The following is a 17584-nucleotide window of genomic DNA, read 5'->3' on the forward strand; positions in this document are numbered from 1 at the left end:
TGGGAAGGTGTATGCGTCGATCTCTCAGCTAGTTTACAAAACACGTCCCAATCGTCTAAGGGAGGAAAAACAATGGCTCTATTTAGAAAGGTCCAAACAGAATTTTGGAATGACCCGAGAGTGGTGGAAGAGATGACACCAGAGGATAAATATTTTTTTCTTTACTTGTTGACCAATAGTAGTACAAGTCAAATCGGCATCTATCAAATTACGAAAAAACAAATGGCCTATGATACAGGCTATTCACAAGAAAGTATTAACGCTCTACTTGAACGTTTTATCAATCGTCATCAAAATATGATTTATAATCCGGAAACAAGAGAAATTGCCATAAAAAATTGGGGGAAATACAACTTGAACAGAGGGGGTAAACCTATGTTGGATTGTGTGGAATCTCAACTGAAATCTGTCAAAGATGTCTCGTTAATATCATACGTTAGTGAGCAAATGGAGAATGGTTCTATTAAAGATATCTACGATAAGTATACGACTCATGAAGGGAACGTAAAGCAAGGTTCAAAAAAGAGTGAAACCGCGTCAAATAAAGGTTTTTACGATACGTCCACGATACGTGGGCAAGAGGAAGAAAAAGAGGAAGAAGAAGTAGAAGTAGAAGTAGAAGTAGAAGATCAACTAGTAAACAAATCCTCTGCTACTGCGACAATCATTCAAACGTTTGAATCCTGCCTATGTCGACTATCCCCTTTGCAATTGGCATCCATCCAAAAATGGGTAGAAGATGTACAAGAGCCCGAAATTGTTTTGGAGGCCATCAAAATTGCGGATGACCGGAATCGACGAACGTTTGGATTTGTAGAATATCTTCTTCGAGAATGGGCGGACAAAAAGTTAACCCGTCTGACCCACATACAAACCTATGAAAATTCAAAATTCCAGGTGAAATCATGTCAAAGTAATGGCGCGGTGGGCAGGGATGTTCCTAGAGAGAATGAATTCACATTTGATTTATCAGCGGGCGAAGGAGGGAGATGGGATTGACGGCAGAAAAAGCATTCATCGGTAGCATCTTAAAAGCCAATTACTTGTTGAAAGATACCGTGCTCCAACCATATCATTTTGAAGACATGCGACATCGAAGTATTTTTCAAAAAATGAACGAGCTGAGTCAAAATGGAAAGGCGACTGATGTCATCACCTTATCCACTTTGACCAATCTTGAAAATATTGGCGGCATTACCTATCTGAATGATCTCCAATCCTATGCAAATGTGGAAAAGTTCGAGGATTTTGAAGTCCTCGTGTTAACTGCATGGAAAGAACGTGAAAAGCGGAACATCTTAACAAGAGCGAAAGAGGAAGATTGGGAGATTGATCAAGTCGTTTCGTCGCTAGATGCCATTAACCAATCAAAACTAGAAGATTACTCGTCGATTCAAACTGAAATAACCAAAATTTTTGAAGCCCCCTGGCAAGATGAGACCGAAGAAAAGAGTGTTACCACAGGAATCATCAAATTAAATCAATACACCAATGGGTGGCAGGACGGAGAGGTAACCATCATCGCTGCCCGACCGTCCATGGGAAAAACAGATGTACTCATTCATTTGGCAAAACAAGCGGGCTGGCAAGGTAATATGCCGATAATCTTTTCCCTCGAAATGGCGGCACGGAGTATCACAAACCGATTGATTGCTTCAACCGGAAGCTTTAACCGAATTCGCTTGAGGAATCTAGCCAATGGTTTATCGGATAAACAGAAACAGGAATGGCCAACGGTGTTAGGTCTCATATCCACAACAAATATCGTGATCTTCGATGAAGCAGGTCAAACGATTTCAGCGATGAGAGCGAAAACAAGAAGATTGATTCACCAACAACAAAAAAAGCCTGTTATCTTCATCGATTACCTCACCTTAATACGTTCGACAGATTCCTTCGGTGGGAACCTCCATCTCCAAGTAACCGAGATATCCAAAAACTTAAAAGCACTAGCGAAAGAATTCAACTGTCCCGTTATTTGTCTCGCACAGCTCAGTCGCTCTGTTGAAAAACGAGCAGATAAAAGACCCCTTATGTCGGATATTCGCGAATCGGGAAGCGTCGAACAGGACGCTGACATCATCATCTTTTTGTATCGAGAGAAATATTACGACAAAGCGTCTAACAGCGAAATTTTAGAAATGATCATTGCAAAAAATCGAAATGGTCCAGTGGGAACTGTACCAACCCGCTATAACGAACATACAGGAGAGGTCAAAGATGTCCTCGATTCGCGAATTATATGAATCCAGTATTGAATATGAACACGTAACATTGGCCCACTGCATTCTGCATCTTCTACAAGAGGGCAAAGTCTCATTAGAAGATGATGAATCTATGTTAGATCTATCGTTAGCAAACTCGGAACAACTGGACAATATGATTGAGAACAATCTTCTGGGTTTTAGCCAAGTTCGGATTTTTTCCCTCAAGCAAAAGAAAAACACATTTGCTTTTATCTATGCCAAGTTCAAAGGGGAGGCTAGGAAGCATTTTAGGGAAACATTGAAGACAACACCGATCAACTGTCATGAGTATCCGCTTGATTTTGAAATGGTAAAAGGGAATCGAGTGGTTTCTTTTCGGGAGATGAAGAAGGAGTTTGATTGTTTTCCGGTGATGGTTGGGGTTTATGAAAGGGGGAGGGTTTATGGTGCCTGACCCCTACCGTAGTAAAATGGAAACGTGGCGTTGATTTTTAGCAAACCCCGTACGAAGAACCTTATCAACTAAACGATAAGGTTCTTTTTTATATTTTTATATAATGATAGTATAAGGAAGAAAACAACTTTTTTAAAAAAACATAGGAGAATCCTCCATGCAGATATCCAAAAACTCTTAAAGGATGGAATTCCAGAAATTATTGAAGCAGCTGGAAAGAAATTTTAAACTAAAATCCTTTCTGAACAAGAATACATAATCTAATTGGAAAATAATAGTTTTGAAAAATTGCAGGTATATTGTGATGCCAAAACAAGGGAAGTGGCATCGGGAATGCTGGTTGGTTTGAGGTGATTTGTTCACGATTTTTCTATGGTTCGTTGAACAACGATGGAACAAGTTGAAGATGTTCGCAGTCTAAAAGCCGACAAGAGAAGCAGCTTTGGAGAGGAAATTTTCTTGGTTGAGGTAAGGAGTAAGGGATGAGCCATAAATTAAAGGTAGGAGAGCTGAAAGAAGAATATTTAACAGATGAAGAGATTTGGCGAATCTTCACTTTCGTCCTGTCGAGTAAGTCAGTTAAATCGTCCACATATAAGTATGCACTAATCAAAGCACTGATAGAAAACCTGTATCAAATAAATGAACAATTTGAAGTTAGCTATAATCAACTAGCGTACACCTTTACGAAAGTGTATTGGAATTTAATCATCCATAACCAGTTGACTCAACATAATCGTGGAAATAATGCGAGAGTCGTGTCCATTATTCAAGAGGGGCAGAGTAAATACGGTATTCCTTCTGAAATGGTTTTTGACAAACTGACTGACTCCGTACAAGTAAAACTAGTCAGTAAAGTGAAAACAACAATGAAGGTCAATGTTTTTGGTGCACTATATGGGGATACAGGAGGGAAATTTTATGCCTTTGATCATCAAACAGAAAGGGTACGATTTAATCCCTCCGTTCATACCTTTATGCTAAACTACCAGCGCCTGATCATTAGTCTAACCAATTACCATATGTCCGCCATGATTGAAGAGCTGAATGAAGTACCAAGCATTAACTACCTTCTTGGTAAAGTAGAGAGCATTGCCAAACGGTCTACCCTTAAACCTTTTGAAAAAATCCTACTCTCCCACTTTGAAGCACGTTGCTTCTATTGTCATAAGCCGTTAAGCGGACAAAAGAGAGAAACGCATGTCGATCACTTCATACCGTGGTCTTTTGTTCAATCAGATCAGATTTGGAACCTCGTGTTATCTTGTCACAAGTGCAATCGTTCAAAGAGTGATAAGTTACCTGAACGAGGGTTTTTGGATACAATCATGGAGCGGAATGAAGCGTTTTCTGTCCCCGGTGCTGAAGGTGAACTTGAAGGACTGATGCAGAATTATAACGAAAAGAAAATCATTTTGCTTTATGAATACTCTGTTAAGAATGGGTTTGATGAGATATGGATTCCGTAGAGGGCTCAAAAAATTGTATCTGATATTGAGATTATTGATTTGGATTTAATGGAGAGAGATAGCAGAATCCGATAGAGTAAAAGCTTTAATGAATATAGACAAAAAGAGGAGGGTAATATGCCGAAAAAATCAGAGAAAACATTGAGTGGTCTTAAACTGAATTTCTTTCAGTGGACGGAAAATGAAATACGCATCACGATTCAAAATCCCCATGAAGGAAAGCACGCACTGATTTCAAGCGTAGAACATACAAATCGTCACCATGGTAAAAACAAGGCTAGAACCCATAACAATATGTTTCATTTCTGTAAAGAAGTTTTACAAGCGAATGGGAAATGGAAAGAAATCAAAGAATCCAATCTTGGAAAGAAACAAAAACTCTCAGAAAAATGGGAGATTGATCTTGACAATAAGTTTGGATTTATTTATCTTACTACCAATCTCTTAAATGGCATGAAATATGTTGGGAAGCATTCAAGGAATGATGATACATACCTAGGAAGTGGTGTTCGTTTAAAGGAAGCGATTGAAGAACAAGGGGAAGAAAACTTTGAGAGAGAGATCATTGCTTACGCCTATTCAGCAGTGCAACTCAATGAGCTTGAAAAAATGTATATTGACACCTTTCATGCGGTGGACGATCCATCTTTTTATAACTTAGCCCCTGGTGGTGATGGATGGTACGAGCAGAAGAAAACGATAGAGTAATTGATGAGTAGGAGAGGAAGCAATGAATTCTGTGTTTGATTTTTGAAGCGATAAGTGAAAGGCACTATTCCTATTCATTTTCTGTTGTTTTTAAATAAAGTTTCCCATTTAAAAAATTCCGTTCGTCTGTAAAAATGATTGATCAAAATAGTGTAAACTATAGTTAAAATCGGATAGGAAGTGGTCCCATGTACGAGTCCAAGCACCTTTTAAAAGAAGAGATTCATAAACGTTATTTGTTATTAGATGGGGAGTTTAATGATATATCTGATGATCTTAGAGATACATATGATAAGGATGTAGACCGGACACCAGGTGAAATAATTGCTTACCAACTCGGGTGGCTAAATCTCGTCATGAGCTGGGACAGGGATGAGCGCGCTGGAAAAGAAGTGGTAACCCCATCTTCTGAATACAAATGGAACCAATTAGGTGCGCTCTATCAATCGTTTTATAACGACTATTCGCATTTTTCGTTAACTGATCTTCGTCAAGAATTCAAAAAAGTAGAGCAACAATTCCAGTCTTGGATTGATACCCTTACTACCGAAGAATTATATACTCAAGGCACTTTAAAATGGACAGGAAGTAACCCGAAATGGCCTGCTATAAGATTTATTCACATCAATTCTGTTGCACCATTTAAATCATTCAGAACAAAAATAAGAAAGTGGAAAAAGAATCAATTGTAAAATGGCAATAGTTGATACCAAACCCTTTTTACCAGGGGGACAGTCCCTCTGGTACTCTGAAAGTCGATATGCAGATGTATATTTAAATTCTAATCTTCCATTTTTCTTTATTGAGGCTACAACGTCTTATCGCCCTTTCATTGATAAAGATTTAATCTATGAAGATGACTTAGATTTAAAAGAGATTAGTAATCACTACGCAATAGGCTTCCTCTCTTCAGATGGTGCAAAGGATACCCATTGGTATTATGGATTATATAATGACAAAGAAAGCGTTGAAAATTTTAAAGAAATGTATTCAAGAATTTTCTCAACAATAGAAGACAGTCAGAAACATTAATTGGATAACAGTGAGACTTTGTTGACATAGAGGTCATTCTATTCTTAAAAAAGGAGTTTGATCATAACGGGTTCGGTTTTGGAGTACAAATAGAGAAGAATTGTCACGAATATCCGCTTGATTTTGAAATGGTAAAGAGAAATCGGTTCATCTCGTTTCGGGGGATGAGGAAGGAGTTAGATCATTTTCCGGTGGTGGTTGGGGTTATTGAATGGGGGAGGGTTTATGGGGTATGAACTTGACTGCCGTATAGCAACTACGTCACGAATTGAAACTTGTTGGATTGAAAAAATATGATTGGTATTAAAAGGATATTTCGGGGTGGTGTCGAATTATTTAGTGCACTTAACTTTAAAGAGGTGTTTAAATGGCTGAAACTGTAAAAGTTTTTATAAGTTCTGCAGCTGATCCTAACCTAAAAATTCTTAGAGAGCAAGTGCATACAGCATTACTAAACATGGAACACTATCCTCAAATGTATGAGAAAGACTTCGGACCTTGGCCCCCACAAGAATTGGTTGGAAATTGTCTATCTCATGTAGTGAAAAGCGATGTCTTTTTATTATTTGTTTCGGGTAAAGCTGGTAATTATATTGAATCACTTAAATCAACCGTTACACATTGTGAATTTCAATCGGCCCATCAAAACAATAAGCTCATTATCTTGTTTGTCCAAAAGGATATTTATCGATTGTTCTGGTACTCTGAGGTTAATGATTGCTGAAATGGTTGAAGAACATAAAAAGAACCACCAAGGTGGGGAGCCTGATACCTATAAAGATATAGCTGAAGAAGCTTGGAACAAACATCCAGAGATATCAGATAGCATTGACTCATATGTATGGGGATTTTTATTTGATATTTATAAAAAGGGCATTACCTTGAACAATTTACCTTTGGTGTCGATACAATAATTATTATTAAAAGGTATTTTAGTGACTTATTTCGTCAAGGTAGCAAATATCTTGGGTTGAAAGATGAAATCGATGAACAAATTTCAGAGGGGCCAACTTATCGCAAACATGCAGAATTCACTTCTAAAATAATGGATTATCTTAGTGACGGAGAAATACATAATCCTAGAATGTTTGCAACGGTTTCTAAAGAAAGGTACGATCTATTCAAAACCTGGGACAATTTTTGAAAAAGTACTTGGTGAATATGAATCTTGCTCAGGTACCACATTATATAAAATGGATGACGAACAGCTCCGATTAATTGCTGTATCAGGAATGGCGAGCGAAAATAATTTTGTATATAGCTTAGGCGACTGGACTCCCTATGTAGTAAAAGCATTTATGAGTGAAAACCCTGAATTATTTTATAATGAAGAGAAAAGACAATTCTATCTTGGAATTAAAACCGGAAATTATGTTATTTGTTTTCATTATCCTGTCGATTCATTTTGGACTGAAGAGAACGTACAATTCTTTAAAGAAGACATCATGCGTAATATAATTGAGACTGAACCAGCACTATTTCGAAATTTTGCCATCAAATCACTTGGAGGGATAAAGTAATGAGTACACATGCGATTCGTAATGAAGATGAAAAAATTATTCATGTTGCCACCGGTAAAGTAAAAGTTGATGAATAGTATGTCGAGGCAAATGGTAAGGGGTTTGACGAAACGAATAAACGGCTGAAAGAAGCTTTTGGTAAAAATAACAAACGAAAAAAATAGATTCCTAAGTAGACTATAGAATAAAAAGCACTGCTGTTTGCTGTGCTTTTTTCAATGAAGCCCAATAGTCCCTTTACGCTTGAGATGACGTAACAAGTTGACTGTCCCGCTGGAATCGTTTTCTTAATCCACTGTTCTTGTTGAATAGTGAGTTAGTGGACAAAAGGGACAGGTTAACTGTCCCTCCGTTGCACCTGTTTTGGAATGGCAAAGGGTTTTGTGAGACTTGGAAAAAGGGGTGGCTATATGTCGATTTATAAAAATATTTTTCATTATTATCGTGGACAAACAAGAAAAGGTTCAGAAGAAACAAAACTACTACAAGTTGAGAATAACACTACAAAGGCATTTTTAAATGTATTGCAAAATTCATCTTCAAATCTAACAGCCAAGTTTATTGATTGGTTAGGCCTAAATGGAAATGTTAGGGACACTTATGAATATATGTATCAAGTTTCAAATGAACTCCATCGATATACTCAACAAGCTGTAGTAATTGGAATTGCCGAAACTAATAAATTGATAAATAGTCAGCAAGAAAAGAAGTATTACATTCCTGATGGTGCAATTCTTACTGAAACGGTATCAATATTAATAGAAACTAAGATAGGGATAGGTTCATATTTAGAAATAAATCAACTTGAAGGGCATAAACAAAGATTTGCTATTAATCAAAAAGTGAATGAAAATATCATTTTAACATGGAAAGAGATAAGAAATTTCTTTAGAGAACAAATTTAGAATTTTGAAGAAACCAATGATGTATTAACTTGCTTTTTATTAGATCAGTTTGAGGAGTTCTGTGTAATCAACTGCATAGGTGGAGCAAAGACTATTGATTATTTCTTTTTGCAATTTGAAAAAGTCACTGCTCAGAAGGTAGCAAGAAAAATACATAGTTACATATGGAAGGAAGCTGATTTCACTGATATTGAAGATGCAGGGACAAGAGATGGAATTGGTTATAAACGTATAGGAAAACCAAAATTTGCGACCCTGTCTATCCAAAGGCAAAGACATTTTATTCTTCACATAGGTAAAAAGGGCCAAAAATTAGGTCTTAGTAATCAAAAAAAAAATAGATCATATTTTGGAAAGACAATTTGATCGCCAGCATTATGACGATGAAAGATATCCACATGAGACATATATTAGGTTAGAGTGGGTAGATGATTTTGAACAAATTAGGCCATTCATTGATTTAGCATATAATTTAAGATGAGAAATGTAGGCGAAGGGACTGGTTCACAGTACCATTTTTTCTTTTAAACGGAACGAGGTACCTGCCCCTCCGTTGCACTATTCTTCCGTTGAAATCTAAGGATTGTTCATTTAACCTAGTCATAGAAGAGCCCCTCTTTGGTTTTGTTTTGGCTTAGGTACCTATTACATTACCAAAAATGGGGCTTTTTTCATGTTTTTAGACTTTCACCTAATGGGTGATCAATATTTCCTCTTGAATGATCTATCACTACTGGTTTCGAGGTTAATTGTAACCATCTCTATGAATAATTCAGGAGACTAATTACAGAAGAATCGAATGAGTTCGTTTGATCGGAGAAATAGAAACGAAATTTCTAACGAAGTAAATCCTCCAAGGCGGGGGTCTCTTAAGATGTTTTCAGTCGTCTAAAACTTGCGCACATTTTTTATTATTGAGGAGTTACAGCAATACCTTGTGCTCCATTTCCAGTGGCAAATATATTTGCGATCACTTCATTATCTGAGGTTTGGATGACTTCAACATTATCAGGATCACCATTTGATACATACAACCTACTTCCATCCGTGTTAATAGCCATTTGTTGTGGGTTAACACCTAGTTGTGTTTGTTTCATAACTGTGTTGGTACTTACATTTATAACATTATAACTTCCAAAGGCTACAAAATTTTGATTGGCTATTATATATACGAAGTCTGAGTTTGGAGAGGCGACGATATCTAGTGCGAAGTTCGCTTTAGATAGTTGGAATTCCGCTATTTTGGTATTATCCGAAGTCCTTATGACTCCAACGAATTGAGTGGAACCAATCACATAGATAAATTCACCATTGGGTGTAATGGCTAAATTTTGAGAAGAAATAACACTCGTAATGTCCAAAATCACAGTCTGACTCTCCGTATCGATCACAGTAAGTGTTCCGTTCGAAATGACAACATACACTCTCTTACTATCGGGTGAGCTCACAATAGACAAAGGGACATTTTGTACAGCTATGGTTTTGATTACTAGATTATCAGAAGTTCGAATAATGGAAATCGTACTGTCTAGTGTATTCGCTACATAAACAAACTGTCCATTGGGAGTTATGACAATATTTTTAAATGGAATTGGCCCCCCTGTTCCCTCACCAACATCTATATTTTTGATAACACTCGGCGTATCACTCACTTCGATTACAGAAACGGTTTTAGCAGTTGCATTATAGACATACACAAATTGACTATCAGGTGATGAAACTAAATTCACAGGACGTGCCCCTGTAGGAATTGGATCACCGACCAGTGTATTATCTGATACACGAATGACTGAAACAGACCCTGCAGTTACATTAGCTACAAAAGCAAATTTTCCATCAGGTGTCACAATGACTCGTGCAGGTGACGACTGAACGGATAACGTCTTAATAACGGTATTTGTTTGCCCATTAATAGCTGTAACATTATTTGAAAGTAAGTTCGTAACATAAACGGTTTCTGCAGGAACCTGACACCCTACAGTCGTAAACTCCGTGTCAGAAATAGGGGTATTATCAACCGTCGTACTTGCTAAAAATGTTGCGACAGTCGAACTAGTGAGTAATTGAACGGTTACCATGGAAGAAAATTGTCCATTTTCATCTGTGGTTGCTGGATTCGGATTAAAACTAATGCGATCAGGAATAGAGCTGGAAAAGAAAACTTCCACCCCAGAAACAGGACATTCTCCATCCGAGGTGACACAGCCCGTCACATTCCCTTGACAATCAATTTCAGTAGACACTTCAAAGGTAATGTTGGGACCATTCCAAGTTTTTTTTCTACAATAATTAGACATCAAATTAAACTCCTTTCTTAATTTATAAATGATTAAATATAAAAATAATCAATATATGCTATGGGAGTTTAATCAACAATGTGTTAGGTGTATGAACTGAATGCTAGTTGAACCTTCATAAATGTATGTTTGTCCACGTTCTAAAAAGTAGTAATGCTCATTTGATTAGATTTATTCTACCTAATTAATGAATGATCGAAAGAACTTGAAAGAGTATGTTATGAGCAAATGTTAAAATTCTACCAGGATCTCTTAATGTAATCTTCATCTTCTTAAAAGATAAGGATCTTTTTCCGCTACTTTTTAAGGATCAATAGACTGATAACTATTATTTTATTTTAAAGTGACAAGCTCAAGTTCCTTTACATAAGGTATAAGGTAAATATCTTATGTGAAAGGAAAGAAAATCTAAATGAAAAATTCTAATAGATATTCAAAAGAATCCAAATGCCCTGACCTAGACTTCATTTCACTATCTTTTTCACTCTTCTTAACGATTCCTGGTATTGGGACATTTGAGGTAGAGGGATCACGGTCTGGTGGAGACCTTTTAACTTCAGGCGGGACCGATAGTGTACAAACTGGTTCAGGTTTTTTTCAAGTTCCTAGTCAGGAGTTTGCTACAAATGTGACTATGAACATAAGAAACAGAAGTGGAGATAGTATCAACTTAAGCGGAGCGAATAGCAATGCAGCAAGTTTAACGATATATCGGATAGACAGGAATGAAGATCCAACAATTCGAGGGAATTTTATTGCTTACACTTCACAAACAGTAGAGAACGAAGAGAATATTCGATTTAATCAAGTTATTAGTGAAACCTCTTTACAGACTCGGGTTAATGATGGATCTCCTAGAATAGATGTGATTCCACTAGGGAATCCAGGAATCTATTATTACATTTATGAGTTAACTGTAACCTCTCCGTAATTGAACTTATGATAATTGTAGGGTAAACGTCATTCTCCTCTACTTTTAGTATTATCGATCTAGCATCCAATTTTATTTTCAAGTTCAAGTCTAATACTTTACTTGAGTCTTGCAATTTTATTACTATCACTCAAAAATGGCCGCACTAAAAGAAGGGTAAAGGTATTTGGTTTTTAAGCCGAGAAATTTAGACGTTTTACTACTTCTGTGAAGGGGGTTTGAGCGGTCCCTTGCTCACAAGTATAAAGAATCAACTGACCCAAATGGTCCTTTCGGATTCGGCGAACGGTGTCTCCAATGGTGATAATCCCTTCCTTGTCCCACTCTTTCCTCTGACATTCGAGGAAGTTATAGGTAAGAAATGGTATACACCAATATCGCTCTATCCCTTTGTACGAAAGTAACTGGTAATGATCAAAATCGAGCAAATCTTTCAAATACCTGTATCCTGTCTCGATGTGCCAACGCACTTCATAGTAGCTCAAGATTGTTACGAGATTCAGGCTGGAGACCGTACAGAGGCGACAGAACGCTTTTTTCTTTGAATCGTATTTATCCATCCAGGACACCAAGACCCTAGCATTCTCAGTGTCACTGAGATTTCCTTCATACGAGTATATTTTATATCGGAGATGCCCCACCGTAACGGGATGAAGATCATCACTCCGGTTATAATCAGAGATAAATTGGGACAATTTGATTCCAACGCCTGCTGGATAAATTTTTCGGTTTGTCCGTAGCCCACCAATCAAGTGCTACCCTTTGACGCTGCAGTAGGATTCTCTGAAGCAGGATCGATATTTGAAAGCAAAGGAATACCCTTCATTTACAACGTGGGCAGTCACAATACAAGGAGACCAAACACTTTTCCCATCAGAGTGAGAACGATGATGGGGCTTGTATCTCCTTGTTTCGCAAGTTTTTTTGATTTTACTCATCATAAAATGTATACGTCTACGATTTGCGCGAATTGGACACCAAGAAGACTGGTTTAGAAATTTTTGTTATACAGCTTAAGTGACTTGTCCCACGGGTCGATCTTTGAATATTGGAGGCTGTTTTCTTCCCATCTGTCAAAATGATTCCATGAATAAAAGTCGACAGGTGATGAGTTTGGAGTTTAGAAAAACCTAGGCCTAAAGCAAAAATAAATTTGACTATATGGGAATATTTGGTTATATAAATAATGGACATTCTCCTTTTTAATGGATTTTGGGGTGGTAACCAAAATTTCTTCAGAAATGTAAAAATGTCCTTTTTTATTTCCAGAAACGACAAAAGCTCCGTCAATGAGGCACGTTTAGACTATTTTTGATAGGATAGTTTTTTTGCAAGAATCAAGGTATTTAGGTAAACTTTCAGAATTGAGAAAAAATAAACAAATAATGATTATACGGTGTCTATTGGTTACAGTATTAATAGTATATTAAGGTAAATGAGATTAATATGAGGTGAGCATATGAGCAATAATTTGGTAAGGGCGATATGGATTATACCTATTATTTTTCTATATTTGGCATTCTTCTTTTTACTTTATTTTATATTCAGTAATTTCTCTGGGTTAAAAGAGTTAAATGTTGTAGGCATTTATACAACTATGTCTATATTGGTTTTATTAGTTGGAATATTTGGAAGTGTTACGATTTTTCGGTGGATAAAAGAGGGGAAAATATAAAAAACCTCTTGTTGGAGTTTTTTTATATCACAATTTAGAATCCGTTTACTAGAATAATAGATACCGTACCCCAATTTTTATAATATAATATATCCCTAAAGTTTTGACAGTATTGAGCAGCATATCGGCTTAAAGATAGTCTCGAATATGTTACAAAAACAGTTGAAGCTAGTCCTCCAAGAGTAGCACGAGCCTCACCATAGTATAGTGCAATTCCAATTCCAATTCCAATCCATCCTGCTGGACCAGTACCATATTCTGCTACTAGTGATACAAGGCCCATTAATGCTCAAAACCATCCAGCAACTTCTGTCCATGAAGCATACATATTCCATTCTATCAATTAAATACCTTTCATATGATTGAATGTTCGACTTGAAACTTATCATTGTGTTGGAATTTTAACTATTGTAATGGGTTGTACCTTTAATATTTACATACCTATGAGGCCTAGTGACAGGGTAGCTGTTCTAGTCCGTAGGAAAAATCCTAAATAAAGTAAATTAGTTTTTTGAAAATTACGCAAACTATGATTGAAGCTTTCTATGTCGAAATTTATACTGTATATAAATGACCTAGAGAGAAGAGGATATCCATTGAAAAGAAATTGGAATCAAAAAGAACTTGATAAATATTTTAGCTTATTACCTAACGAAAACCATTTAGTGCTGAGTAAGAAGTCAAGCGCAAACCGTTTAGGATTCGCCGTTCTTCTTAAATATTTTCAACAGGAAGCTCAGTTTCCTGATACGAAGCAAGATGGACCACTAGATATAGTTCAACACCTAGCTAATCAAGTAGATTCCTCTATAGAAGAATTTTTTGACAATTATGGTTGGGGTGGAAAAGATAGAAGTTACACAGAACATCGAAAAACAATACGTAATCTTTTCGGGTTTCGAGAACTTACTGCAAATGACAATATTCTTCTCACTAAATGGTTAGGAGAACAAGTTCAATTTTCACATGATACCGATTACTTAAAGAATCAAACATATAGTCTTTTCGGACATGGAAAGTCGAGCCTCCCTCTGAAGGAAGCTTGAAGCGAATGATTGAATCTGCCATTGATCATTTTGAAAAGGATTTATATAAGACCACCCATCAGAAACTTTCCCCTAAGACTTGTTCACGATTAGATGCCTTCCTTGAATCCTATTCAGCTGAAGGTGCCAGTGGTTTTTTCGAATCTGAAATTCCTGATGAAGAAAGCAACGACATTTTAACTTTTCGGCAACTACTATCCTCTCCTGGTAAACCCAGTGTAAATACGATGGAAATGGAAATTAGAAAACTGCTCGCCATTCAACATCTTCAAATTCCTGACGGTTTATGTTAGCAAATGACTCCGAAATTAGTGGAAAAATATCGGCTCCGTACAGCTACTGAGACTGTAACCGAGTTACGCGCACATCCTGAACCAATTCGTTACACCCTACTTGCCATTTTATTTTCCAATCGTCTTGCTGAAATCATTGACTCTTTAGCTGATCTTTTAGATGAAATCACACACAAGTTAGGAAACAAAGCCATGAAAACTACACGTAAAGAGGAAATGGAAGAATTGGAACGAGTAAAAGGGAAAAATAAACACATAATCAATTTACTAGAAGCTGTAGTCGATCACACAGATGGAGTCATCCAAGATACTATATTCCCGATAGTTGGTTCTGACGTGATTCGAGAGATTATTAAGGACATGACAAGAAATAATAGGGAGTACAAAGGGAAAATCTATACAAAAATGCACTCTTCTTATCAAGGACATTATCGGAAATCACTTTCTGAAATATTTAAAAGTCTTACTTTTCGCTCAAATAATCAATTTCATCAGCCTGTAATTGAAGCCATCCAACTTATTCAAGAGTATGGCGAAAGTGGCCAACGTTATTTTCCAATCGGAGATGAAGTCCCTATTGATGGAGTTATCCAACACAAATGGAAAAGTATCATTATTGAAACAGATAATAAAGGGATTGAGAGAGTGAATCGAATTAATTATGAAATTGCAGTATTACAATCACTTCGTACTCGACTTCTTTGTAAAGAGGTGTGGATTGAGGGTGCAGATCGATATCGAAATCCTGACGAAGTCTTACCTCAAGATTTTGAAGAGCGTAAAGAAGAACATTTTCAAGCATTGAAAGTACCCATTGAAGCAGATTTGTTTATTTCCGAAATCAAACAGTTAATGAAGGATCGGCTAAGTCTATTGAATTATGGATTTGAAGAAAAGAATAATCAGCAAGTCGCCATTACGACCAAACATAATAAAGGGTGGATTCGAGTTTCTCCTTTAGAGAAACAGCCTGATCCCCCACATTTGGCTCAAATCAAATATGAAATCAAGAATCGCTGGTCGGATATAAATTTATTAGATTTATTAAAAGAAACCGATTTTCATACAGATTTCACTGAGCATTTTAAGACTACAGCAGATCGAGAAATCCTGGAACGAAAAACGATTCAACGTCGACTCCTACGGGGGTTATTTGGACTAGGAACCAATACAGGTTTAAAAGCTGTTTCTGCAGGAAGCAACACCGATAGTTATCGAGAGCTTCGCTATATCCGTCAAAAATTCATACATAAAGATCACTTACGTAAAGCGAATGCAGAGGTTACCAACCATATCATCTACAATCGAATGAAAGAAGTATGGGGAGAAGCTACCACTGCATGTGCGCCCGATTCAAAACATTTTGGATCATGGGATCAAAATCTTCTTACTGAATGGCATCCTCGATATAAAAAGCATGGGGTTATGATCTATTGGCATACAGATCGAAAGTCAGCTTGTATCTACTCTCAACTTAAGTCTTGCCTTTCTTCGGAAGTGGCGGCTTTGATGGAAGGGGTCCTTCGTCACTGTGCGGACATGGAAGTAGACCGGAATTATGTCGACACTCATGGACAAGGTGTTGTCGCTTTTGCCTTTTGTCATCTACTTGGCTTTAAACTGATGCCACGCTTTAAAAATATCGGTTCTCAAAAGCTATATCGTCCAGAAACTGGTATGAATGAGGAGTATCCTCATTTACAAGAGGTTTTAAGTAGACCAATTAACTGGGATATCATCCGTCAACAATATGAACAGATCATAAAGTTTGCAACGGCTTTGCGGTTTGGAACTGCATCAGCAGAATCGATTTTAAAGAGATTTACCAGGGATACAAAACATCCTACCTATCAGGCGCTTTGTGAGTTAGGAAAAGCAATCAAAACGATCTTCTTGTGTAATTATTTACACTTTGAAGAAGTTGGTAGAGAAATCCATGAGGGATTAAATACTGTTGAACACTGGAACTCCGTTAATAGCTACATTTTTTACGGGAAAAATAGTGAGATGCGTTCTAATTCTCTAGAAGACTAAGAGGTGTCAGTCTTATCGCTTCAATTGCTTCAAAACTGTTTTGTTTACATCAATACCTTAATGGTTCAAGAGGTTCTCTATGAGAATAACCAGTATTGGTTGAAGAAAATGACTCCTGAAGACTTTAGAGAATTAACACCATTATTTTATAATCATGTGAATCCTTATGGAACCTTTCAACTTAATATGGATCAACGAATACCTATTAAGTTGAAAATATCGTAGTTATCATATTCTAATCGATAAAATAACGCAGCTAATATCAGGGTATGATATAGCTGCTTTTTCATGGAACTTAGATTCGAAGAATTCAAGAAGAACGTTCGATTGCACAATGAGGTTTCTTTGTTTAACTTTTCAACACTTTTTCTAACATTTTATTCATTATTCCATCAGAAGAATATCCTTGAATAATTTCTTCAACTTTATCTAACGGTATACTTTCTAAAGGCAAATCTTGTATTTCCGCCAATTTGACCTGAATATCCTTTTTGGTAGGAATTTTCTTTTGTATCTGTTGATCTATTAAAAATTTTTCTAGCTTATCGCTTTCTAATGAAGATAATCCATATTTTAATATGACAAAATCTCGTGTTTTAAAACCAGGAGCGAGATGCTCATAAAGAGAAATTATTGCATTTTGCAAGCGTATTTGGGTAGTTACTAATTCTTCTCTTTCTCTTTCATTCATAATAAATTCCTCCTTAGAAAAACCACTTCATAACGTATGTTATCCAAAAAGCAATACTTCTACAAGTGGTATCCTTTAAACCAGTCCCTGTAATTGACCTGAAGATTGCACTTTCAACTTCACTCCAAACTAAATTATCATAATACATTAACTTTTTTAAACTTGGTTCAATATATTTAAATGAGTATCCCTTTTGCTCAGAATTTTGTAAGGATGTCCAAATAGATGTCCAGATTGTTGACGAAAGCAATGCTAGTCTAGTACTTGAAGAAGTTTACTATGAACAAGTTTATTTAATCGCTTTAATAAAAGTTTTTCATTT

The 17584-nt window shown here is 36.5% G+C and carries 16 protein-coding genes and 1 pseudogene; 13 read left to right on the forward strand and 4 right to left on the reverse strand.

Annotated elements, in window-relative coordinates; translation table 11 throughout:
• The first annotated feature begins 72 nt into the window (after positions 1–72).
• The 11 genes from U8D43_RS11175 to U8D43_RS11225 all read left to right on the forward strand — a co-directional run bounded on the left by U8D43_RS11175 (position 73) and on the right by U8D43_RS11225 (position 8295).
• Positions 73–999: a DnaD domain-containing protein gene (locus U8D43_RS11175; RefSeq protein WP_335871260.1), complete on the forward strand. Its 927-nt coding sequence runs from the start codon at positions 73–75 to the stop codon at positions 997–999.
• Entirely contained in the window at positions 990–2246 is a 1257-nt protein-coding gene (locus U8D43_RS11180; protein WP_335871261.1) for a replicative DNA helicase, read from the forward strand. Before U8D43_RS11175 ends, U8D43_RS11180 begins: the two co-directional genes overlap by 10 nt.
• Positions 2221–2661, forward strand: a complete 441-nt coding sequence (locus tag U8D43_RS11185) for a hypothetical protein (protein WP_335871262.1) — start codon at positions 2221–2223, stop codon at positions 2659–2661. Before U8D43_RS11180 ends, U8D43_RS11185 begins: the two co-directional genes overlap by 26 nt.
• Before the next feature lie 482 nt (positions 2662–3143).
• The gene (locus U8D43_RS11190; RefSeq protein ID WP_335871263.1) at positions 3144–4130 is read left to right on the forward strand and encodes an HNH endonuclease domain-containing protein; all 987 of its coding nucleotides are present in this window, start codon (positions 3144–3146) and stop codon (positions 4128–4130) included.
• A gap of 117 nt (positions 4131–4247) precedes the next feature.
• Positions 4248–4838, forward strand: coding sequence for a GIY-YIG nuclease family protein (locus U8D43_RS11195; protein ID WP_335871264.1), 591 nt, complete (start codon positions 4248–4250; stop codon positions 4836–4838).
• Positions 4839–5026: 188 nt separating this feature from the next.
• Positions 5027–5530: a ClbS/DfsB family four-helix bundle protein gene (locus tag U8D43_RS11200; RefSeq protein ID WP_335871265.1), complete on the forward strand. Its 504-nt coding sequence runs from the start codon at positions 5027–5029 to the stop codon at positions 5528–5530.
• Between the two features lies 1 nt (position 5531).
• Positions 5532–5870 (forward strand): hypothetical protein, encoded by a 339-nt coding sequence (locus U8D43_RS11205; RefSeq protein WP_335871266.1) that lies wholly within the window; start codon positions 5532–5534, stop codon positions 5868–5870.
• Between the two features lie 367 nt (positions 5871–6237).
• Positions 6238–6594 (forward strand): DUF4062 domain-containing protein, encoded by a 357-nt coding sequence (locus tag U8D43_RS11210; RefSeq protein ID WP_335871267.1) that lies wholly within the window; start codon positions 6238–6240, stop codon positions 6592–6594.
• Positions 6584–6784, forward strand: coding sequence for a hypothetical protein (locus tag U8D43_RS11215; protein ID WP_335871268.1), 201 nt, complete (start codon positions 6584–6586; stop codon positions 6782–6784). Before U8D43_RS11210 ends, U8D43_RS11215 begins: the two co-directional genes overlap by 11 nt.
• Positions 6785–6928: 144 nt before the next feature.
• Positions 6929–7390: a hypothetical protein gene (locus U8D43_RS11220; protein ID WP_335871269.1), complete on the forward strand. Its 462-nt coding sequence runs from the start codon at positions 6929–6931 to the stop codon at positions 7388–7390.
• Positions 7391–7800: 410 nt separating this feature from the next.
• Positions 7801–8295, forward strand: a complete 495-nt coding sequence (locus U8D43_RS11225) for a hypothetical protein (protein ID WP_335871270.1) — start codon at positions 7801–7803, stop codon at positions 8293–8295.
• 911 nt (positions 8296–9206) lie between these two features.
• Here the strand turns inward: U8D43_RS11225 and U8D43_RS11230 are convergent.
• Positions 9207–10592: a beta-propeller fold lactonase family protein gene (locus U8D43_RS11230; protein ID WP_335871271.1), complete on the reverse strand. Its 1386-nt coding sequence runs from the start codon at positions 10590–10592 to the stop codon at positions 9207–9209.
• A 412-nt stretch (positions 10593–11004) separates the two neighbouring features.
• Here U8D43_RS11230 and U8D43_RS11235 point away from each other — a divergent pair, with 412 nt between their 5' ends.
• A complete protein-coding gene (locus U8D43_RS11235; RefSeq protein WP_335871272.1) occupies positions 11005–11523 on the forward strand; it encodes a hypothetical protein in 519 nt (172 codons plus the stop codon).
• Positions 11524–11696: 173 nt separating this feature from the next.
• Here U8D43_RS11235 and U8D43_RS11240 read toward each other — a convergent pair whose 3' ends face one another.
• Together U8D43_RS11240 and U8D43_RS11245 are read right to left on the reverse strand one after the other, a co-directional pair.
• Positions 11697–12275, reverse strand: a complete 579-nt coding sequence (locus tag U8D43_RS11240; protein ID WP_335871273.1) for a hypothetical protein — start codon at positions 12273–12275, stop codon at positions 11697–11699.
• Between the two features lie 957 nt (positions 12276–13232).
• The gene (locus U8D43_RS11245; RefSeq protein WP_335871274.1) at positions 13233–13481 is read right to left on the reverse strand and encodes a hypothetical protein; all 249 of its coding nucleotides are present in this window, start codon (positions 13479–13481) and stop codon (positions 13233–13235) included.
• A gap of 313 nt (positions 13482–13794) precedes the next feature.
• Here U8D43_RS11245 and U8D43_RS11250 point away from each other — a divergent pair.
• A pseudogene (locus U8D43_RS11250) lies at positions 13795–16796 on the forward strand (Tn3 family transposase).
• Between the two features lie 124 nt (positions 16797–16920).
• Here the strand turns inward: U8D43_RS11250 and U8D43_RS11255 are convergent.
• A complete protein-coding gene (locus tag U8D43_RS11255) occupies positions 16921–17262 on the reverse strand; it encodes a hypothetical protein (protein ID WP_335871275.1) in 342 nt (113 codons plus the stop codon).
• Positions 17263–17584 lie beyond the last annotated feature (322 nt).

The organism is Bacillus sp. 2205SS5-2 (genome assembly GCF_037024155.1).
Classification (GTDB): Bacteria; Bacillota; Bacilli; order Bacillales; family Bacillaceae_K; genus Bacillus_CI.